The following is a 17297-nucleotide window of genomic DNA, read 5'->3' on the forward strand; positions in this document are numbered from 1 at the left end:
GGACTCGATGTCGATCACCCTTCCGGTCCTCTGGATCGTACACTAGCGTGTGCAGGACCCCCTGGGACCACCCCGAGCCCGCATAGACCAGGCATCCAGGGATCCACATGGCTTCGAGATCCGCGAGCGCGTAGGGGATCTTCTCGTCCGTCGTGCCGCTCGAGGCCTGGTATTTACACTCGATCCCCAGGGCGAGCGGCTCGCGTTCATGACGGACGAATACGTCGATGCGCCGACGCTTGCCGATGATCGTCTTGCCGAGGCCGACCTCCGTATAGACCAGGAGCCCGTGGTCCCCGAAGTTGTCTTGGACATAGGCCGCGACGCGGTCGCGATACTCGTTCCCCGACACCACCAGAGCATATCGATCACTCGCCCGGCGCGAATCTGAACAGGAGATCGGCTCCGTGCAGCCCACATGAACAAGCGTGTTCAGACACCGCCATGGATGGGCCCAAGAGCGCGAATACGCCCAATGCTGCGCGCAGTGACGTGTCCTGCCGCGGTGGCACCTCACCACGAAATCGTGCTTCAATCATCGCTTCCAGGCGTGGCGTAGATGCTGGTGAACATGCTCACGATTTAATGCTCCTCATCGATCGATCCCCCTCCTCGGAGGCTGCACCGTCCCTCCAGAGACCATGAAATACGCCCTACTCATTGGAGTCACCGATACCCATGAGAGCCAGCCCTTCTCCCCTGGGCCGAGCCTCACGATCATGCGTGAACTCCTCGAAGAGCTCGGCGGCTGGGACCTGCAGATCCTCGAGCACGCCGCGGCCTCGCGCGAGGGCATCCTCGCCGCGCTCGAGCGCCTCGAGCAGCGCCTGGGCCCCGAGGACAGCGTGCTCTTCTATTTCGTCGGCCACGGCGGGCTGGTCGAGATCCCCAGCTTGCCCCCGCCCTGGGGCACGCGCGTCCTCGCCTATCTGGCGACCCACCGCGAGAAGGGACCCTGGCACCTCATGGGCGTGCTCGACGTCGAGCTGTCCACGGCCCTCGCCCGCCTCGACGCCCGCTGTGGAAACGTCGCCGTCATGCTGGACTGCTGCTATCCGGCGCGAACCGTCCGCGGTCCGGTGTTTCGCCTCGACGAGGCGCCGGCGTGGCTGCGCGAGCGCGCCGAGGAGCCCGCGCGAGATCTCGACGCCTGGCTCCACCCCACCAGCCACCCGCGCATCATCCGGCTCGCGGCCTCGTCCAGACTACGCACGAGCTACCCCGACAAGGTCCAGGGCGAGCACCTCGGTCGGCTCACCCGCTTCTTCGTCGAGGCCGTGCGCGCGTCCGAGCTGCGCCTCGATCGCCTGACCTGGGACGCGCTCGTCCACCAACTCCGCGAGCGCGCGATCTGGCGCCTGGGCAGCGAGGAGCAGTGGGTCAGCCTCGCCGGCCCGCGCCAGCGGCTGATCTTCTCCCGCGCCGAGGGCCCCGCGCTGCGCAGCGTGGGCTTCGTGCCGCGCGACGACGGCCCCGGAGGCTGGCTCCGCGCCGGCGCGCTCCAGGGCGTGCAGCTCGGCGATCGCTGGGGGATCGCCGCGCCGACCCTCGACGAGGCCCTCACCCCGCGGTGGCTGGCGCACATGCGCGTCACCAAGGTCGAGCTCAACCGCGCGAGCCTCGAGCCCGAGACCGCGAGCCCGGCCCACATTCACGGCCCCACCCTCGGCATCGACGGCTCGCCCGCGCAGAGCTCCCGCGCCCTGCTCGAGCGCAGGCGCCAGCCCGCGCTCGTCGACGTCCAGGGGCCCAGCGAGCTGCGCGAGCGCGTCGCGGCCTCGATCTGGCTGGCCCCCCGCTCCCACAGCGCCCCGGGCGAGCGCGCCTTCGCGGCCCTTCGCCAGATCGACGGCGCGGGCCAGCCGGGCCTCGAGCTCCGCAGCCTCGAGCACGGCTTCCCCATGCGTCGCTTCACCGACGGCGCCCGCGCCATCGAGCTCCTCGAAGACTGGGCGCGCGCGCGGACGCTGCTGAACCTGGGGCTGCGTGGCGACGACAACCTCCCGCCCTCGAGCGAGGCGCCGGCGGTCACGGCCAAGCTCCTGCGCGTGGGCGAGCGCAGCTCGATCCAGACGCTGCGCGAGGGCGACCATGTCCACGCGGGCGAGCGCGTGCTCATCGAGCTGCGCTGCGCCGCCACGGCCACGGGCTGGTTCGCCAACACCGTCTTCATCGACGCCGACGGCCGCCCGCGGCTCATCGACGAGGCCGAGATCGAGGGCACCGAGCTGCGCCCTGGAGAGCGCTGGCGCATCGGCGAGCGCGACCACAGAGGACAGCAAGGGCTCCCCCTCCCCTGGCCCGCCGAGCTCCCCACCGACACCCCGCGCTCGATCTACGTCGTCGTGCTCGCCAGCAAGCGGCCGCTCTCCCTGGCGCACCTCGTCCGCGCCCCCGGCTGGATCCCCCCGCTCTCCCCCAAGCCCAAGCCCGACCGCCGGCGCGGCAAGCTGCCGACCCCACGGCCGCGCACGGGGCCGGCGCTCCACAACGCCTGGGGCGCCCAGCTCCTGCGCCTCGAGCTCGACCCTCGGACACCAACGGACAGGCACCATGGATAGAATCGCCAGCACCACTCAACGCCCCGCCCTGATCGAGGCCCTCGAACGTCGCGAGCTGATCATCTGCGTCGGGCCCGAGCTCGGCCTCGCCGCGGGTCTCCCGGGCCTGGGCGCCCTGGTCGAGGCCCTCCTCGCGGACGTCGAGGCCCAGCCCGACGATGGCGATATCGACGTCGACACCGCGTCCCTGCGCGAGTGGGTCGCGGACGGGCGCACCGACCAGGCCCTCGAGATCCTCGAGCGACGCATGGGCGCGCGCTTTCGTCGGGTCATCGAGCGCGAGCTGGGCGAGCGCGGCCACCCGCCCCCGGCCTTCGCCCGCGTCCTCGCCCGCCTCGGGGGTCACCTGCGCGCGGTCTACACCACGGGCTTGCACCGCCTGCTCGAGCGCGCCTTCTCCGACGCCTGGCCGAGCTTCTCCACGGCCCAGGGCGACCTCGCCCGCCGCCACCAGGTCATCGTCAAGCTCTGCGGGACGCTCGAGTTCCCCGAGACCTGGGCGCTGACCCGCGCCGCCATCGAGCGTGAATTCGGCGAGGGTGCTCCGCGCCGCCAGCTGGTCGCCGCCGCCCTGCGTGCGCACTGCGTGCTCTTCGTGGGCTTTTGCGCCGACGACCCGCTGCTCGAGCGCTTCTTCAACCTCGCCGCGGCGATCGCCGACAGCGGACCCCTGCCCGAGCACTTCGTCATCCTGCCCAGCTGCTCGCTCGAGCGCCGCGCCCTGCTCGAGGCCCGCGGCCTCCAGGTGATCACCGGCCAGTCCACCGAGGTGCTCGCCGAGATCGCCGAGCTCGTCGGCATCGCCTCGGCGGCCCGCCAGCGCAGCCTCGAGATCGAGCTGCTCCCGCCTTGCCCCTACCCCGGCCTCCAGGCCTTCGATCAGTCCCTCGCCCAGGTCTTTCACGGCCGCCGCGCGGAGGTCAGCGCCGCCGCCTCGCTGCTCGGCGGGCCGCCCGAGCGACACCGGCGCTGGCTGGCCGTCGACGGCTCCAGCGGCGTGGGCAAGAGCAGCTTCGTCCACGCCGGCGTCGTCCCGGCCCTGCGGCGCGGCTTCGCCGAGCACACGCCCGCGCGGTGGATCGTCGCGACCATGCGCCCCGGCCAGCAGCCCCTGCGCGCCCTGGTCGAGGCCCTCGCCGCCGCCCTGGGCACGCGCGGCCCCATGCTCGACGCCTCGACCGTCGACATCGTCGCCGAGCTCGGCGCCATGCTCGACGCCCCGCACCCCCGCGGCGCCGCCGTGCTGGTCATCGTCGACCAGCTCGAGGAGCTCGTCACCCTGGCCGAGCCGCGCGAGCGCGAGGGCTTCGTGCAGGTCACCAGCCGGCTGATCGAGCGCGGGCGCATCTACCTGATCACCACCTTGCGCACGGACTTCGGGGCGGCCCTGGCCACCGCCGCGCCTGCCTTTGGTCGCTTGCTCAACGAGCTCGCCGCCCGCTACACCCTCGCGCCGATCTCCCGCGTGGGGCTGCGCGCCGCCATCGCCGAGCCCGCCCAGCAGTTCCAGGTCAGCTTCGAGGCCGACCTGGTCGAGCGCATCGCCAGCGACGCCGAGCAGCACCTCGGTCGGAACCACCAAGACGAAGACGGGATCGTGCGCACCGACGACGCCGCCCTGCCCCTGGTGGCTCACGTGCTGCGCGGGCTGTGGGACGCCCACGCCGCCGACGACGGGCTGATCACCTTCGCAGAGTACGAGGCCCTGGGCAGGGTCTCGGGCGCGCTCAGCCGCAGCGCCGACGCCCTGCTGGCGGAGCTCGGCGACAACGCCCGCGCCCGCGCCCGCGCCCTGCTCTTGCGCATGGTCAACCTCGACGGCGGCCGCCTGACCAGGCGCACGCTGCCCCGCGACGAGGCCATCGACCTCGCCGGAGGACCCCAGCAGGGCGAGGCCTTGCTGGGTCAGCTGTCCGGCGCCGGCGGGCCGCGGATCTTGGTGATCCGCCACGACGAGCAGGATCGAGCGCTGGTCGACATCGTCCACGAGGCGCTGCTGCGCGAGTGGGACACGCTGCGCGGGTGGATCGCCGCCGACCGGGCGCAGCTCGCCCGCGACGAGGCCCTGGCCCGGCGCGCGGTGGCCTGGGTCGATCAGGGGCGTCCGTGGCGAAGCTTGCCGCGCGGGCCCGAGCGGCGCGAGCTGCTTCGTGGCCGGGTCCACGGGGAGACGAGGGCGGTGCAGCGGGAGTATCAGCACGCCATGCGGCGGGCTGGGTGGCTGCGGGCAGGGTCTTCTGTGGCGGTTGTGGGGTTGGCGGTGGGGTTGGCGGCTTGGGGGGCTTCGCTCTACAACGATATCGATCAAAAAATCAACGACGCCACTTCCAAATTGGCGAAAAAAACAACCGAATCCGAGGATCAAGCGGACAAATTAGAGGAGACAAATAATAAACTGGAGAAGACAACGAGCAATTTCGAGACCAAAGACCAAATTCGAGACTTGCTCGACGATGCGCGCTGTCATCAAGCGCTCGGCGGACTCACCTCAGGCAGCTATTACCCGTACCTCGATGAAGCAATATCTTGTCAGGTCATTATCGGCGAAGCACGCGAGCACTCTATCGCCGCAGGTCACAGCATCGTTGACATGACGATTGCCCCCGACACCCAACAAGCCTGGTTCGTGACCGATGAGCCTGGGCTCTGGCACCTCGACACCCACGACGCGGAGCCCATCCGCATCGAGAGCTTCGACGTCTCCGCCCAGTCCATCACCTACTCGCCAAAAGGCGAGCGCCTCGCGGTCCTCGCAAGCGGGCAGACGAGGCTGCTGAACGACCACGGGATCCCGGTCCACGAAGCCGCTCACCTCAGGGGCGGCGCTCCGACCTTCTCTCCCACGGGCAGCTTCTTGGCCACACACCACAACGGGAGCGTCTTCATCTATGACACGACCAACGGCGCCCCCCTGGCCAGCTGGCCCGTCGACGACGGCAAGATCATCGACAAGGTCTTCGTCAGCGAGACCGAGATCATCGTCGGAACGGCGAGCAAGAACACCGGGAAGATCACTCGACTCCACTTCGACCCTACCAAGGGCAGCCTCGCACCAGAAAAAGCCAGCCCCTGGGCGCTCGACGGATATCTGCGAGACCTCCAGCTCGTCTCCGTGGACTACCTCGCGTCCATGGACGACCACGGGCTCGGGCTCTGGTCGCTGAGCAACGAACAGGCGCCCCCCGCTTTCGTCGACATCTCCCTCCTGGAGCTCAGCGAGCGCCGAGTATGGGCGTCCGAGCGAGGAGACTCGATCCTGGCGAACGACAAGGCTGCGCTGCGGCTCTTCGACATCAATCTCGTGGAGCAGTGCACGATCTCCAACCCCGGCCACAGCCCCCCGCCTCTGTTCTCCCCCGATGAGCGCTGGCTGGTCGTCAACGACGCCACCAACCAGCTCACGCTCTACGCGACGGACACTTGCCTCCCTCAGGCTCGCCTCTCCACACTCGACACCACGGCCCCCACCGCCCCCACCGCCCCCACCGCCATGGCCTTCGCCGACCCGCAGCGCCTGCTGATCGCCCGAGGCAACACCCTCGAGGACAGGCGCCTCGACACCCACACCCGCTGGCGTGGCTCCACCGACAGGCTCACCTCCATCGAGAGCCTGTACTTCGTCGATCAAAACAAGATGGTCTCCACCCACGCGGGCTCGAACATGACCCAGCGCTGGTCCATCGGCGAAGCTCCCGAGCTCTTCGCCACCGCGCTCGATCTCGAGGCGGCCATCGCCATCGCAGGGACCGCCGAGAACCGCCACCTCGCGCTCACGAGTGAAGGCCTGCTCGTCCAGTGGTTCCTCGATGGCCAAGCGCCCAAGACGCTGCGGGAGACCTGCCCCGCCAAGCTGGCCACATTCAGCCCCGACGGCCGGGTCCTCGCGCAGCTTTGCGAGGACGGACGCGTCCTCCTCTCGCTCGCCGAAAGCTCGGAGGACGCCGAGATCGAGATCGATGTCGGCATCCAACCCACGGCCCTCGCGCTCGGCGGCCCCCCCGAGTCCACGCGGCTCGCCCTCGGCGCGAACACCGGTGAAGTCCGGGTCTGGCAGATCGAGTCCCAGGGCGCGCAGCTCTCGAACGCAGGCACGCTGGACATCGAGGCGGGGGTTCATCGCGCCAAGGTCAGCGCGATGGCCATCGACGACAGCGGGCAGCGGCTGGTCAGCGGAGATCTCGATGGTCGGGTTCTCGTCTGGAACCTCGACTCTCCCCACGAGCACCCCAAACAACTCCAGGACTCGAACGAGAACATCAACGCCGTCGCCATCTCGCGCGAGGGCCAAGCGCTGCGCGTGGCCGCCGGAGAGTCTCACCACGTACAGATCTGGCGAGACATCTTGGCGCCCACCACCTCAGAGGCCAGCGAGGTCTGCCTCGCCAGCCACAAGGTCAACGCCCTTCGCTTCTCGCCCACGGGCGACCGCCTCGCCGCCGGCTGCTCCGGCACCGGTGGCATCAGCGTGATCCCCATCGGCACCGCCGCGCTCCTCGAATTCGCCGAAGCTCGCCTCGCCGCGACGAGCATCGACTAGCCCCCTCGCCCCCCACCGCCATGCCCCACGCACGCCCCAACATCGACCTCGAGCAGCTCCGCGCCCACCGCAGGCCGCTGGTCGTCTACGCCGGCGCCCAGCTCTCCCTCGACGCCGGGCTCCCCTCCCGCCGCGAGCTCGCCCACGCGCTGATCGACGCCCTGCCCGAGCAGACCTCCGAGCGCCGCCGCGAGACGCTCCGCGAGCAGGCTACTCGAGCCGAGCTCGCCGACGTGTTCACCGAGCTCGAGCGCGAGATGACGGCGGCCCGCTTCGGCAGCGAGGTCGAGCGCGCCCTGGCCCACGACCACCTCCAGCCGCCGCCGCTGACCCGCGTCCTCGCCAGCCTCGGCTCGCGCGTCGCCGGCGTGGTCACCCCCAACCTCGACCGCCTGATCGAGCGCGCCTTCGCCTCGCGCCTGGTCACCTACACCCGCCCGAGCATGGACCTCCTCCACCGCGAGGACTGGCTGCTCAAGCTCCACGGCAGCCTGCCCGAGCGCCGGACCTGGGCGCTGACCCGCGACCAGCTCGCCCGCGTGAGCGTCCGCGACCCCGTCTACCGCGAGGTCCTGCGCGCGCTCTTCATCGGCCAGCCCATGCTCTTCATCGGCACCCCCGAGGACGACCCGATCTTCGACGACGTCGTCGACTGCGTCCGCGGCCTGGCCCAGGGCTCGCCGCCGAGGCACTGGGCCCTGCTCCCCCGAGCCGCGCTCACCGGCCCCTTTCGCGCCAAGCTCGACGAAGCGGGCATCGCCGCCATCGCCCACGACACCCCGGAGGAGCTGCTCGAGCAGCTCGCCAGCCTGGCCGCGGACCCCGGCGCCCTGCCCAGCTTGCCGCCGCCCCGACGCGAGCGGCGGCCGAGCAGCGGCGCGCTGCGGATCTTGTTCGTCTCGGCCAGCCCCCGCGACATGGACGGGCTGGCCGTGGACCGCGAGCTACGCACGATCACCGCGGCGATCGAGCGCTCCCCCGGGCGCGCGCGCATCGAGCTCGTGCCCCGGGTGGCCGCCTGCTTTGGCGACCTCTCTCGAGCCCTGCTCGAGCGACCCTTCGACCTCGTGCACATCGCCAGCCACGGAGAGGCGGTCGGCGTGATCCTCGACGAGGGTCGCCAGGTCAGCGTCCCCGCTCAGGTCCTCGCCTCGCTCTTCGACGAGTACGCCTCCCCCGAGGGGTCGTTGCGCTGCGTGGTCCTCAACGCCTGCTGGAGTCAGGCCGCCAGCCAGCCCATCGCCAAGGTCCCCGCGGTCGTCGCCATGGACGGGCCAGTGGACGACCACGCGGCCCTGGCCTTCTCGGAGGGCTTCTATGACGCGCTCGGAGCGGGGCATGAATTCGCGAAGGCATTTCGCGAAGGAAAGCGCCGAGCAGAATGTGCCGTCCCCGGAGGGGCCTTTGCCCCCCAACTGACACTTCATCAATGCGCCAACTGACCCGCTCGAACTGGGGTCAGTTGGCACCACGAAGGCCAGCTGCCCTGCGCGATTTCAAACGGGCTCTTCTCGCACTCTGAGCGAATTCGCGCGAATCCCCCGGGCCCAACTCTCGATATCCGACTCTGTGCTCTCCGGTACAGCGAGGCCACGCTCGAGCTTGCGCATGGCCTCGGCCAGCGCCAGCTTCGCCCGGCGGAGCCTGCTGCGTGCGGTATTTTCGCTGAGGCCCAGGAACTCGGCCAGCTCTGGGCCCGAGAGCTCCTCCCAATAGTAGAGCTCCAGCAATTCTTGCTGTGCCAGCGGTATTTGGCGCAGGGCGTCCAGCAAGCGCTTATGATTGTGCTGCTGTGCGAGCAAGGTCGAGGGCCCTGCCCCCAGGTCAGCCAGTGACATTTTCTCGATGTCCTCGGCGCGGCGTTTCTTGCGAGCCGACCAGTGTTTGTACAGCCGATATCGCGCGATCTTCAGCAGATAGATGCGAAAGGGCGCGCGACCTTCGAAGCGGTCGCGACCTTGCACACAAGCCTCGAAGGTCTGCTGAACGAGGTCCTCGACCTCGCCAGTGGTCTTGTTGGAGAAGTAGCGCTCGACGATCTCGAAATAGCGAGAGAAGAGCAGGTTGCCTGCGCGAAGATCTCCCCCCCGCCAGGCCAGGAGCAACTCTTCGTCCGAGCGCACCTTTGGACTATAACACTGCTACTTCGAATGCCACCTCGAATTTTCCTGAATTGATCACATGGTTACAGGGACTCGACCACTGAGCTCTGACCTCCCGTGGCTGACCACACTCCATCATTCGATATCCCCCGACCCGAGCCTTCTCGCGACCTTGGCATGAGCCAGCGAGTGGCGCAGCGCCTCTTTGGCGAGGCCTCCAAGGAGCACGAGAGCGCGGGGCCGACCACCGTCGGCCGCTACGAGCTGCGCCGCAAGGTGGGCACCGGCGGCATGGGTGTCGTCTACGCCGCCCACGACCCCAAGCTCGACCGGGTGGTCGCCATCAAGCTGCTCAAGCGCCGCAAGCTATCGAGCCACGCCCACGCTCGGATGCTGCGCGAGGCCAAGCTGCTCGCACGCCTCGCCCACCCCAACATCGTCGGCATCTTCGAAGTCGGGGAGCAAGAGGAGGACCTCTATCTGGCGATGGAGTACGTCGAGGGCCAGACCCTCTACGCCTGGCAAGGCGCAGAAGATCGAAGCCGACAGGAGATCCTCGACGCCTACTGCCAGGCTGGGGCTGGCCTCGCGGCCGCGCACGCCAACGGGATCATCCACCGCGACTTCAAGCCCAACAACGCGCTGATGGGCGCCGACGGCCGCGTGCGCGTGGTCGACTTCGGCCTGGCGATCGAGAGCGGCCTCGACACGAATACGCCAACGCCCCGCACGCCCGCCTTCTCTGCGCCCATCGACGCGCCCGAGCAGACCCTCGACGAGGCGCACACGGGCCCCCCGGACGACAGCCCGCCCCCCAAGCTAGCGACCGCCCACCTCGCCGGGACCCCGGGCTACCTCGCCCCGGAGCTCTACGCGGGCGAGCCCGCCGACGCGCGCAGCGATCAGTTCGCGTTTTGCGTGAGCCTGTGGGAGGCGCTCACCGGCGAGCGGCCGTTCTCGCCGAGGCAGCTCGCCAGGCAGGCCAAGACCCAAGCCCCCCTCCCGCTCCCAGCTGCGAAGATCTCCCCACCGTGGCTGCGCCGCGCGCTGATCCGTGGCCTGTCCGCGGACCCCAGCCAACGCTGGCCCAGCCTCGAGGCGCTGCTCCAGGCCCTCGACCCTCACTCGAGACGACAGCGGCGCCTGGCCGCGGCGCTGCTCGTCGGCGGCAGCCTGCTCGGCCTCGCGTTCACGCCCCTGTTCGGCGAGCGGCCCTCCGATCCCTGCGAGGATCCCAGCGCTCGCTTCGACCACGTCTGGAGCACGAAGAAGAGCGCGGCCATCTCCGCCCGCGCCGCGGACAGAGCTCCGGCGATCGCCGAGACCACCATCGAGCGCGTCGAGGCCCTGCGCGCGGAGCAGCGCGAGGCCTGGAGCGCGGCGACCCTCGAGCAGTGTGAGGCCCTGCGCCACAGCCAGGACAACACCCAGACGCTGCACCTCCAGACCCAGCAGTGCCTCGAGCGTCACCTCGCCCGCGCCGGCATCTTCGCGCACACCCTCGAGCTCGGCGAGCGCGAGACCTTCATCGAGCTCGACCAGATGATCGAGGTCCTCGGAGATCCCCGCGCCTGCCTCGAGCAGACCGCCGCCCGGCCGACGCTGGCACCGGAGCTCGAGGCCCTCCGCTCCCAGCTCGACGAGGGCCTGGACGAGGCCCGCATGCTCCTCGCCAGCGGCCAGGTGCAGCGCGCCCAGACCCTCGCCATCGAGCTCGCGGCGCGAGCCGAGCCTCTGGGCCTGCGAGGCAGCGAGAGCGCCGCCTTGGCCATCCAGGCCAAAGCGGCGCTGCGACAGGGGCTCGGCCCAGACGCCTACGCGGCCGCGTGGCGCGGCTACCTCGTGGGCTTGCCCGCGGCGGAGCCAGAGGTGCTCTTCGAGCTGCGCATGCTCCTGGCCGAGATTCAGTTCCTGAACCCCGAGGAGGCGGCGCGCTCGCGCGAGCAGGCGGCAGCGCGCTGGCGCGATCAAGCCGCCGCCAGCTTCGAGACCCTGTCCGAGCGCCGCCAGATCCAGCTGCTCTTGTTCGACGCCAACCTCGCTGAGGAAGGAGGCGACTTCGCGGCCCAGGAGCGCGCCCTCCGGGACGCCCAGGACATCGCCGAGGGCGGTCACCACCAGTCCCAGCTCGAGACGACGCGCTTGCAGCTCATCGATATCGAGGCCGCTCGTGGGCTAGAGGCGCTGTGCGAGGATCCCGAAGACCACGAGCAACTCGACGCTGCCCTCGAGGACTACGCGTCCCTGCTCGAGGAGCAGCGCGCGCGCCTGGGAGCGCGCCACCCCGGGCTCGCCACCGTCGAATTCAACATGGCCCTGACCTACCTCGATCTCGGCGACCCGCAGTCTGCTCAGCCCCACTTCGAGCGTGCCCTGTCCGCCATCGAAGCCGCCCACGGGCCCCGCTCCGTCCGCCTCGCCGCAGACCGCGTCGCCCTGGCGGAGAGCTATTCGATGCTCGGAGAGCCCGACGCGTCGACCAGCCTCGCCGCGGCCGCGCTCATCGATGATCCCACCCCCGACGCCCACGCCCCGCGAGCCGACGCCCTGCGCCAGCTCGGCTGGCAGGCCATCCAGCGCTGGCAGCTCCCCCTGGCCTTTGCCATCTATGACGCCCTCGCCCGCGAGCGTGCCTCGCAGCTCGACGCGAGCGAGACCCAGGGGATCGCCGAGACCCTGGGCTGGCTCGCGCTCCAGCTCGGCCATCACGCGCAGGCTCAGATCCTGCTCACGCGAGCGCTCGGCGGACCCGACGCGAGCGTCGCCCTCAACGCCCGCGCAAACCTGGCCCAGCTGGCGCTCGAACGCGGAGAGCTGGCCGCCGCCACGGCTCAGCTGCTCGCCCTGCGCGAGGACCCTGGCTTCGATGAGGCCACCGCGCCCGCGACCGTCGGCGCCATCGAGGCCATGCTCGTCCGCGTGGACATGGCCAGGGGCGAGTCCGGCCCGACGCTCGACGCTCGCGCCGCGCGGGCGAGGGCCCTGCTGCTCGAGAACGATCTGGGCCCCCTCCATACCAAGATCCTCGCACTACCAATCCCCCAACCTCCCCCTCGAGAATGACGAGATGTCAGTATCCTACGAAATCCTCGACGTCAGCGGAAACCCCTTCACCTCCGGTAGCGGGTCATCCATCGCCAGCGACCTCTCCGTCGACCCCAACACTGGCTCCATTTTGTGGACAGATCCCACAAACACCAGCAAAATTAACCAGTGTTCGAGTTTCAGGTTCACCTACAGCGGACTCGACCAGAGCAACATATCCATAGCCATTCGGAACGGCGAAGACATCACCCTCTCTTCTGCCATATATTATGTCGAGTCGGGTTTTGCCACACCACAGCAAGGTGGCTACTCCTTCACTCAATCCGGTGGTCTCATCTCCATCGCCATCGTCCCCCCCGAGCCGCCCGCGAGTACGATCGATCAGCTTTCCACAGACTGTTCGACCTACCCGCGGGTCACTTGGACTCAAGACTGGGCGCTCGTGGGTGGGCTCCGCCCCACCAAGCTTCAGGTCAAGATCAAGCGCCAAAAGGGCACCGCCAGCGGCGAAGCCTGCGACTGGTAAGCACCAGGCGTGGAGCACCGGCCCCTGACTCTGGCGCTCATCGGTCATTGTGCCCGACATCCCCATCCTCGCGCCGCATCAGGGGCCGGCCGTCCAGCGCCTGGACCTCGTTGGCTCATGGCTTCGCACGTGCTCCTGCTGAGGTACCGTACTCATCATGATGGCCAAGACCACCGCTACCACGCTCGCGTTCGCGCTGGCACTACTGGCCTCGACCTCCGCCGACGTCTCCCTCCCTCAAGCCACCCAAGACCAGCGCGGGCTCGAATCTCCCGCCATGCGGACCCCGAGCTCGACGCAGGTCGACAAGAACTCCAAGTAGGCGTCCAACGCCGCCGCGCCGGCCCGGGCGATGTCCCGGCCGAGCGCGGGCTCCCGAGCGAGCAGCTCGTCGATGCGCGCCGCGTTGGTCAGCGTGTGCTCGTCGTCGAGCTCGACGTGGGCGCGCACGAAGCTCAGGCCCTGCATGATCTCGTCGCCCAGGTCTTCGCGGCAGCGCTGGATCAGCGGCGGGCCGACGACCGTCGACATGGTCTCGATCTCGTACTCGATGCCGAGCTGAGCCCAGGGCGCCGCGCTGGCGATGACCTCCTCGTGGATCTCGGCGTAGCGCAGCACGGAGCGAGGCGGCGGCTGACTCAGCAGGTTCTCGGCGGAGATCTGGTGGCCAGCGCGCTCTCGCCACAGCGGCGCGAGCTCGAAGAGGTCCTCGACCAGCATCGAGTCGTGCCCGGCCTCCTCGGCCGCGCGCTCGATGATGCTCTCCCCGAGCTCGCGGCGGCCGAGGCGGACGCAGGCCTGGCCCGCGCGGACCATCCAGCCGTCGACCCCCTCGACCATGCGCACACCGAGGGCGCAAAACTGGATCAAGAAGCCCAACACGGCCTCCGGGCCGAGCTCACCATCGAGCAGCGCGCGGATCCATGGGCCCTCCGTCGTGCGCACCCGCGTGGCGAAGACGTGGGGGTTTGTCAGGTAGTGCATGTAGAGCGAGGGATGCTGATGCATGAGTCGGTCTCGGCGAAGAAGAGGGAGAAGAGCGAGTGGGAAGTGGGAGGGGCGAGGTGGAAATCGAGGCGCGAGGGCTCGATGCGCCGTCTATTGTGGAGCGGCACCGGCTAGAACCTGACCGCGCTCGATGCCTCGACGACCCGCGCCCGCGGGACGGACCACGGCGCCCTCCTCCTGAGCGTGCCCCGTCAGCGACTCCGGTCGGATCTGGGCGAAGCACTCGTCGAGGTAGCGGCGATAGTGCGGCAGCGAGAGCCCCGACCAGACCATGCAGCCCATGGTCTCGATGTACTCGAGGCCCTGCTGCACGGCCGAGCTCAGCGAGCCCGGCGCGGCGACGATCAGCGGGTGCTCGTGGCCGCGGGAGCGGTAGTACTGGCGCACGAAGTCGACGAGCGCGCGGCTGAGCTCGACCGGTAGACCCGGCACGAGGTAGAGCTGCGCGAGGTTGAAGATGTCGAACAAGGACATGTCCTCGCTGCCGGTCTCGCACAGCGCGACCCCCAGCAGGCGACCGTCCACGCGCAGGCTGAACACCCGGCGGTCCCGGGGTAGACGGTGCGCGGCGTAGCTGGGCGCCAAGAAGGCACGATCGAGTCGTTCTGCCTCGATGTCGAAGGCCGCCCGGGCGAGCGGGGGCATGAACTCGGCGATGAAGCGCGAGACCTCGACGAGCGCGGCGGGGCTGGGCTGGTCGATGACCACCCCGGGGCGCTGGTTGGCGGCGAGCATCGGCCCGGTCCCGCCCTGGATCAGCGAGTAGCGCTCGAAGGGGATCGCCACGACCTCGCTGGCGTCGTCCATCCAGTCGACGAAGCCCTCGAAGAAGAGCTGGTGCCAGCGCTTCGAGCTCGCGTAATAGCCGAGCAGGAAGTGCGGCTCGTCGCCGTCGTGCAGCGCCGGGACCATGGAGAAGTGCTTGTAGAGCGCGATCCGGCAGGCGAGGCTCTCCTCGTGGCCGCGCAAGGTGGTGAGCTGGTGGCCGATCCAGCTGCGCGAGTAGGCCCGGGTCACCGAGACATGGCCGAGCAGCGCGCCGTCTTCGGCGCAGTAGACGAAGTCGCTCGACAGCTCGCCGGAGAAGTCGCCCCGCAGCCAGCGCTCGCTCGGACGCGGTCGCGTCCGGCACAAGTCGAGGTAGCCCGAGCGCTCGAACAGCCCCAGGACCTCGCGCGGATCGAGGTCGCGGCGCGGGAGCAAGGGGAAGCACTGCTCGCGATAGTAGCGGCGCAGCTGCGTCTGCTTGCGCTTGGCGGTGAGCAGGCGCAGGCGCGTCGCGGGCTCGCCACCGCTGGTCGTCGCGCCGGCGTGGACGACCTGACAGCGCAGCTGCGAGACGAAGCCGCCGGGGCCGACGTGCTCGAGGCGGGCGTGCACGCGACCGCCCGTGGCCCACGGACGAAACGCGTCCACGATGATCTCGCCCGGGCAAAACTCGAGCACCCCAAAGCTGCGGCGCTGTCCCCCGTTGAGCTGAAGCTCGACGCGCATCTTCCCCGGCTTGATGGGGACGCGCTCTAGAGGAGGCGTCTTCGGCCCCAGCTCGGCGGTCCCCGAGCTGGCCGTGCAGTCTTTCATGTTCGCGGGCGCATACATCGTGGTCCCGAAAATGTGCAATCCGCGTTCCAAATCGCTCCTGTGCCACGACGACACAGCGCCCGACGAGGATGTGCACTTTCGGTCGCCCATGACGGCCCGAACACCGCGAATCCTCGTCGGTACTGTTCCTGCATGAGTCGAGGGTCATGCAGGCCCAGCCCTTCCAGTCGAGCCACTCGGGCGTCCATCAAAACCCGGACTTCTCTCGTCAGGTGCTGATCGAGATCGCCACGGATCGCGTCGCTGTCGCCGTATTTGGCGAGCAGCCGCCCAGCGACGAGGAATGGAGCGAGTACATCGCGACCCTCGAAGGCCTGGGCTCTGGCGGCCACCGAACCTTGGTGCTCAGCGTTGGCGGCGGCCCCACGGCCCTCCAGCGCGAGCAGCTCTCCGCGCTCATGGACGGCCAAGACGACGTCAAGGTCGCGGTGCTGACCAACAGCGTGTTCGCCCGCGGCATCGTCACCGCGCTGCGTTGGTTTCGCCGCGAGGCCAACGCCGCCTTCGAACCCGGCAAGATCGACGCCGCCCTCGACTACCTGGAGCTCGACCAACGTGAACGCGACCGCGTACACCTGGTCGCCAACGATCTCATCTCTCGCCTCGGACTCGAGAAGGTCTTTCCCCTCGCCGCCTGAGTAAAGCCGTGACAACGCCATGAGCCCTCTCCACCATCCACGCTGCGATCGAGCAGACCTCGAGACCGCCCGCGACGCCCTCGTCTGGCGCTCCGTCGAGCACGCCCTCCACCTCGAGTCGAGCTTGCCCATCCCCGCCCGTGCTCCACTGACCCGTGACCCACTGGCACGACCGTGTAACCCTGACGCTCACACCGAGTCTTCGACGCCCGCGCGCTTGCTGTTGCGGATCGCTCGCAGTCGGCTGGTGGAGGAGGGCCTCGGCGCCCTCCGCGTCGCTCAGAGCGTCCCGCAGCGCGGCTGGATCACCGCCGCGGCCTGGCGCTGGATCAACGCCGCGTCCTTGGGATCGATGTCCAACAGCGGCTCGACCTTGCCCACGGGCGAGACGTCGGTGAGCGCGGCGAAGAACACGTTCGCCGTCAGGTAGGCGCCGAGCTTCCCGGGGTGCGCCGAGTCGCTGGCGTAGGGATCGAGCTGCGGCGCCTGGGTCCGCAGCGCTCGCCAGGCGCGGCCGACCTCGATGACCTTCGCGCCGGTGCGCTCGGCCAGGGTCGAATAGCTCTCGCTGACCCGCGCCTGCATCTCCTCGGGGCTGCCGCCGGTCGGCTTGAAGTAGTTGTAGAGGTTGTGCCCGCGCTTGCGCGCCCAGGTCTCGAAGAGCAGCGGCTCCGCCCCCGAGGCCTCGACCATCTCGACGAGCTCCTCGCCAGCTTCGAAGAAGCCGTCGGGGTTGCGCAGGGGATCGAGGCTGTGGCTCTGGAGCACGACCACGTCCCAGTCACCCTCCTCGAGCACCGCGGCCGTCTTGCTGCGCGCGAGGTGGTACTCGAAGTTCTTGCCGCCCACGGCCAGCTTCTCGGCGTGCAGCGGGACCCCGGCCTGCTCGCCGAGGGCCTCGACCAGCGCGGGCAGGTCGTGCATGTTGGTGTAGCTGTTGCCGATGAAGAGCACGTCGATCGGCTCCTCCGGCGGCGCGCACTCGGACGCTTCTTCTTCTCGCGGCTCGGGCTCTCGAGGCTCGAGCGCCTGCTCTTGCGACGCAGCGTCGGGCTCGGAGCCCAGCGCGATCGGCTCGGCCACCTCGATGTCCCTGGCGACCTGCTGCGAGGCGAGCTTCTCGGGCACGAGGCGCGTGGCGACGGGTGCCGAAGCTTCGACCCCATAAGACGTTACGACGCCGCCACAAGCGACCCCGACCACCGCCCCGAGCGCGACCAAGATGGTGCGCGACTCCATGGCCAGCTCAGTCTAACGCGCCCCCTCGCCGCGCTTCAA

General features: G+C 69.5%; 11 protein-coding genes. 7 read left to right on the top strand and 4 right to left on the bottom strand.

Annotated elements, in window-relative coordinates; all coding sequences use genetic code 11:
• The first annotated feature begins 49 nt into the window (after positions 1 to 49).
• The 4 genes from G6O69_RS34615 to G6O69_RS34630 all read left to right on the top strand — a co-directional run bounded on the left by G6O69_RS34615 (position 50) and on the right by G6O69_RS34630 (position 8540).
• A complete protein-coding gene (locus tag G6O69_RS34615) occupies positions 50 to 391 on the top strand; it encodes a hypothetical protein (protein ID WP_172307740.1) in 342 nt (113 codons plus the stop codon).
• A gap of 328 nt (positions 392 to 719) precedes the next feature.
• A complete protein-coding gene (locus tag G6O69_RS34620) occupies positions 720 to 2561 on the top strand; it encodes a hypothetical protein (RefSeq protein ID WP_172307741.1) in 1842 nt (613 codons plus the stop codon).
• Complete coding sequence (locus G6O69_RS34625) at positions 2554 to 7098, top strand: SIR2 family protein (RefSeq protein ID WP_172307742.1); 4545 nt, start codon at positions 2554 to 2556, stop codon at positions 7096 to 7098. Before G6O69_RS34620 ends, G6O69_RS34625 begins: the two co-directional genes overlap by 8 nt.
• Positions 7099 to 7118: 20 nt before the next feature.
• Positions 7119 to 8540: an SIR2 family protein gene (locus G6O69_RS34630; RefSeq protein ID WP_172307743.1), complete on the top strand. Its 1422-nt coding sequence runs from the start codon at positions 7119 to 7121 to the stop codon at positions 8538 to 8540.
• A gap of 54 nt (positions 8541 to 8594) precedes the next feature.
• Here G6O69_RS34630 and G6O69_RS34635 read toward each other — a convergent pair whose 3' ends face one another.
• The gene (locus tag G6O69_RS34635) at positions 8595 to 9221 is read right to left on the bottom strand and encodes a sigma-70 family RNA polymerase sigma factor (protein ID WP_172307744.1); all 627 of its coding nucleotides are present in this window, start codon (positions 9219 to 9221) and stop codon (positions 8595 to 8597) included.
• A 156-nt stretch (positions 9222 to 9377) separates the two neighbouring features.
• On the opposite strand from G6O69_RS34635, the gene G6O69_RS34640 reads away from it, so the two are divergent.
• Positions 9378 to 12263, top strand: coding sequence for a serine/threonine-protein kinase (locus G6O69_RS34640; RefSeq protein WP_172307745.1), 2886 nt, complete (start codon positions 9378 to 9380; stop codon positions 12261 to 12263).
• Between the two features lie 4 nt (positions 12264 to 12267).
• Entirely contained in the window at positions 12268 to 12771 is a 504-nt protein-coding gene (locus tag G6O69_RS34645; protein WP_172307746.1) for a hypothetical protein, read from the top strand.
• A 237-nt stretch (positions 12772 to 13008) separates the two neighbouring features.
• Here the strand turns inward: G6O69_RS34645 and G6O69_RS34650 are convergent, their stop codons facing one another.
• Positions 13009 to 13779 (bottom strand): iron-containing redox enzyme family protein, encoded by a 771-nt coding sequence (locus tag G6O69_RS34650; RefSeq protein ID WP_172307747.1) that lies wholly within the window; start codon positions 13777 to 13779, stop codon positions 13009 to 13011.
• Positions 13780 to 13869: 90 nt separating this feature from the next.
• Positions 13870 to 15360, bottom strand: coding sequence for a hypothetical protein (locus G6O69_RS34655; RefSeq protein WP_172307748.1), 1491 nt, complete (start codon positions 15358 to 15360; stop codon positions 13870 to 13872).
• 167 nt (positions 15361 to 15527) lie between these two features.
• Between G6O69_RS34655 and G6O69_RS34660 the strand changes: the two genes are divergently transcribed.
• Complete coding sequence (locus G6O69_RS34660; protein WP_172307749.1) at positions 15528 to 16019, top strand: hypothetical protein; 492 nt, start codon at positions 15528 to 15530, stop codon at positions 16017 to 16019.
• Positions 16020 to 16298: 279 nt separating this feature from the next.
• Here G6O69_RS34660 and G6O69_RS34665 read toward each other — a convergent pair whose 3' ends face one another.
• Positions 16299 to 17258 carry a DUF4886 domain-containing protein gene (locus tag G6O69_RS34665; protein WP_172307750.1) on the bottom strand — a complete coding sequence of 320 codons (960 nt, stop codon included), beginning with the start codon at positions 17256 to 17258 and terminating at the stop codon, positions 16299 to 16301.
• Positions 17259 to 17297: the final 39 nt, after the last annotated feature.

This window comes from Pseudenhygromyxa sp. WMMC2535 (assembly GCF_011083025.2).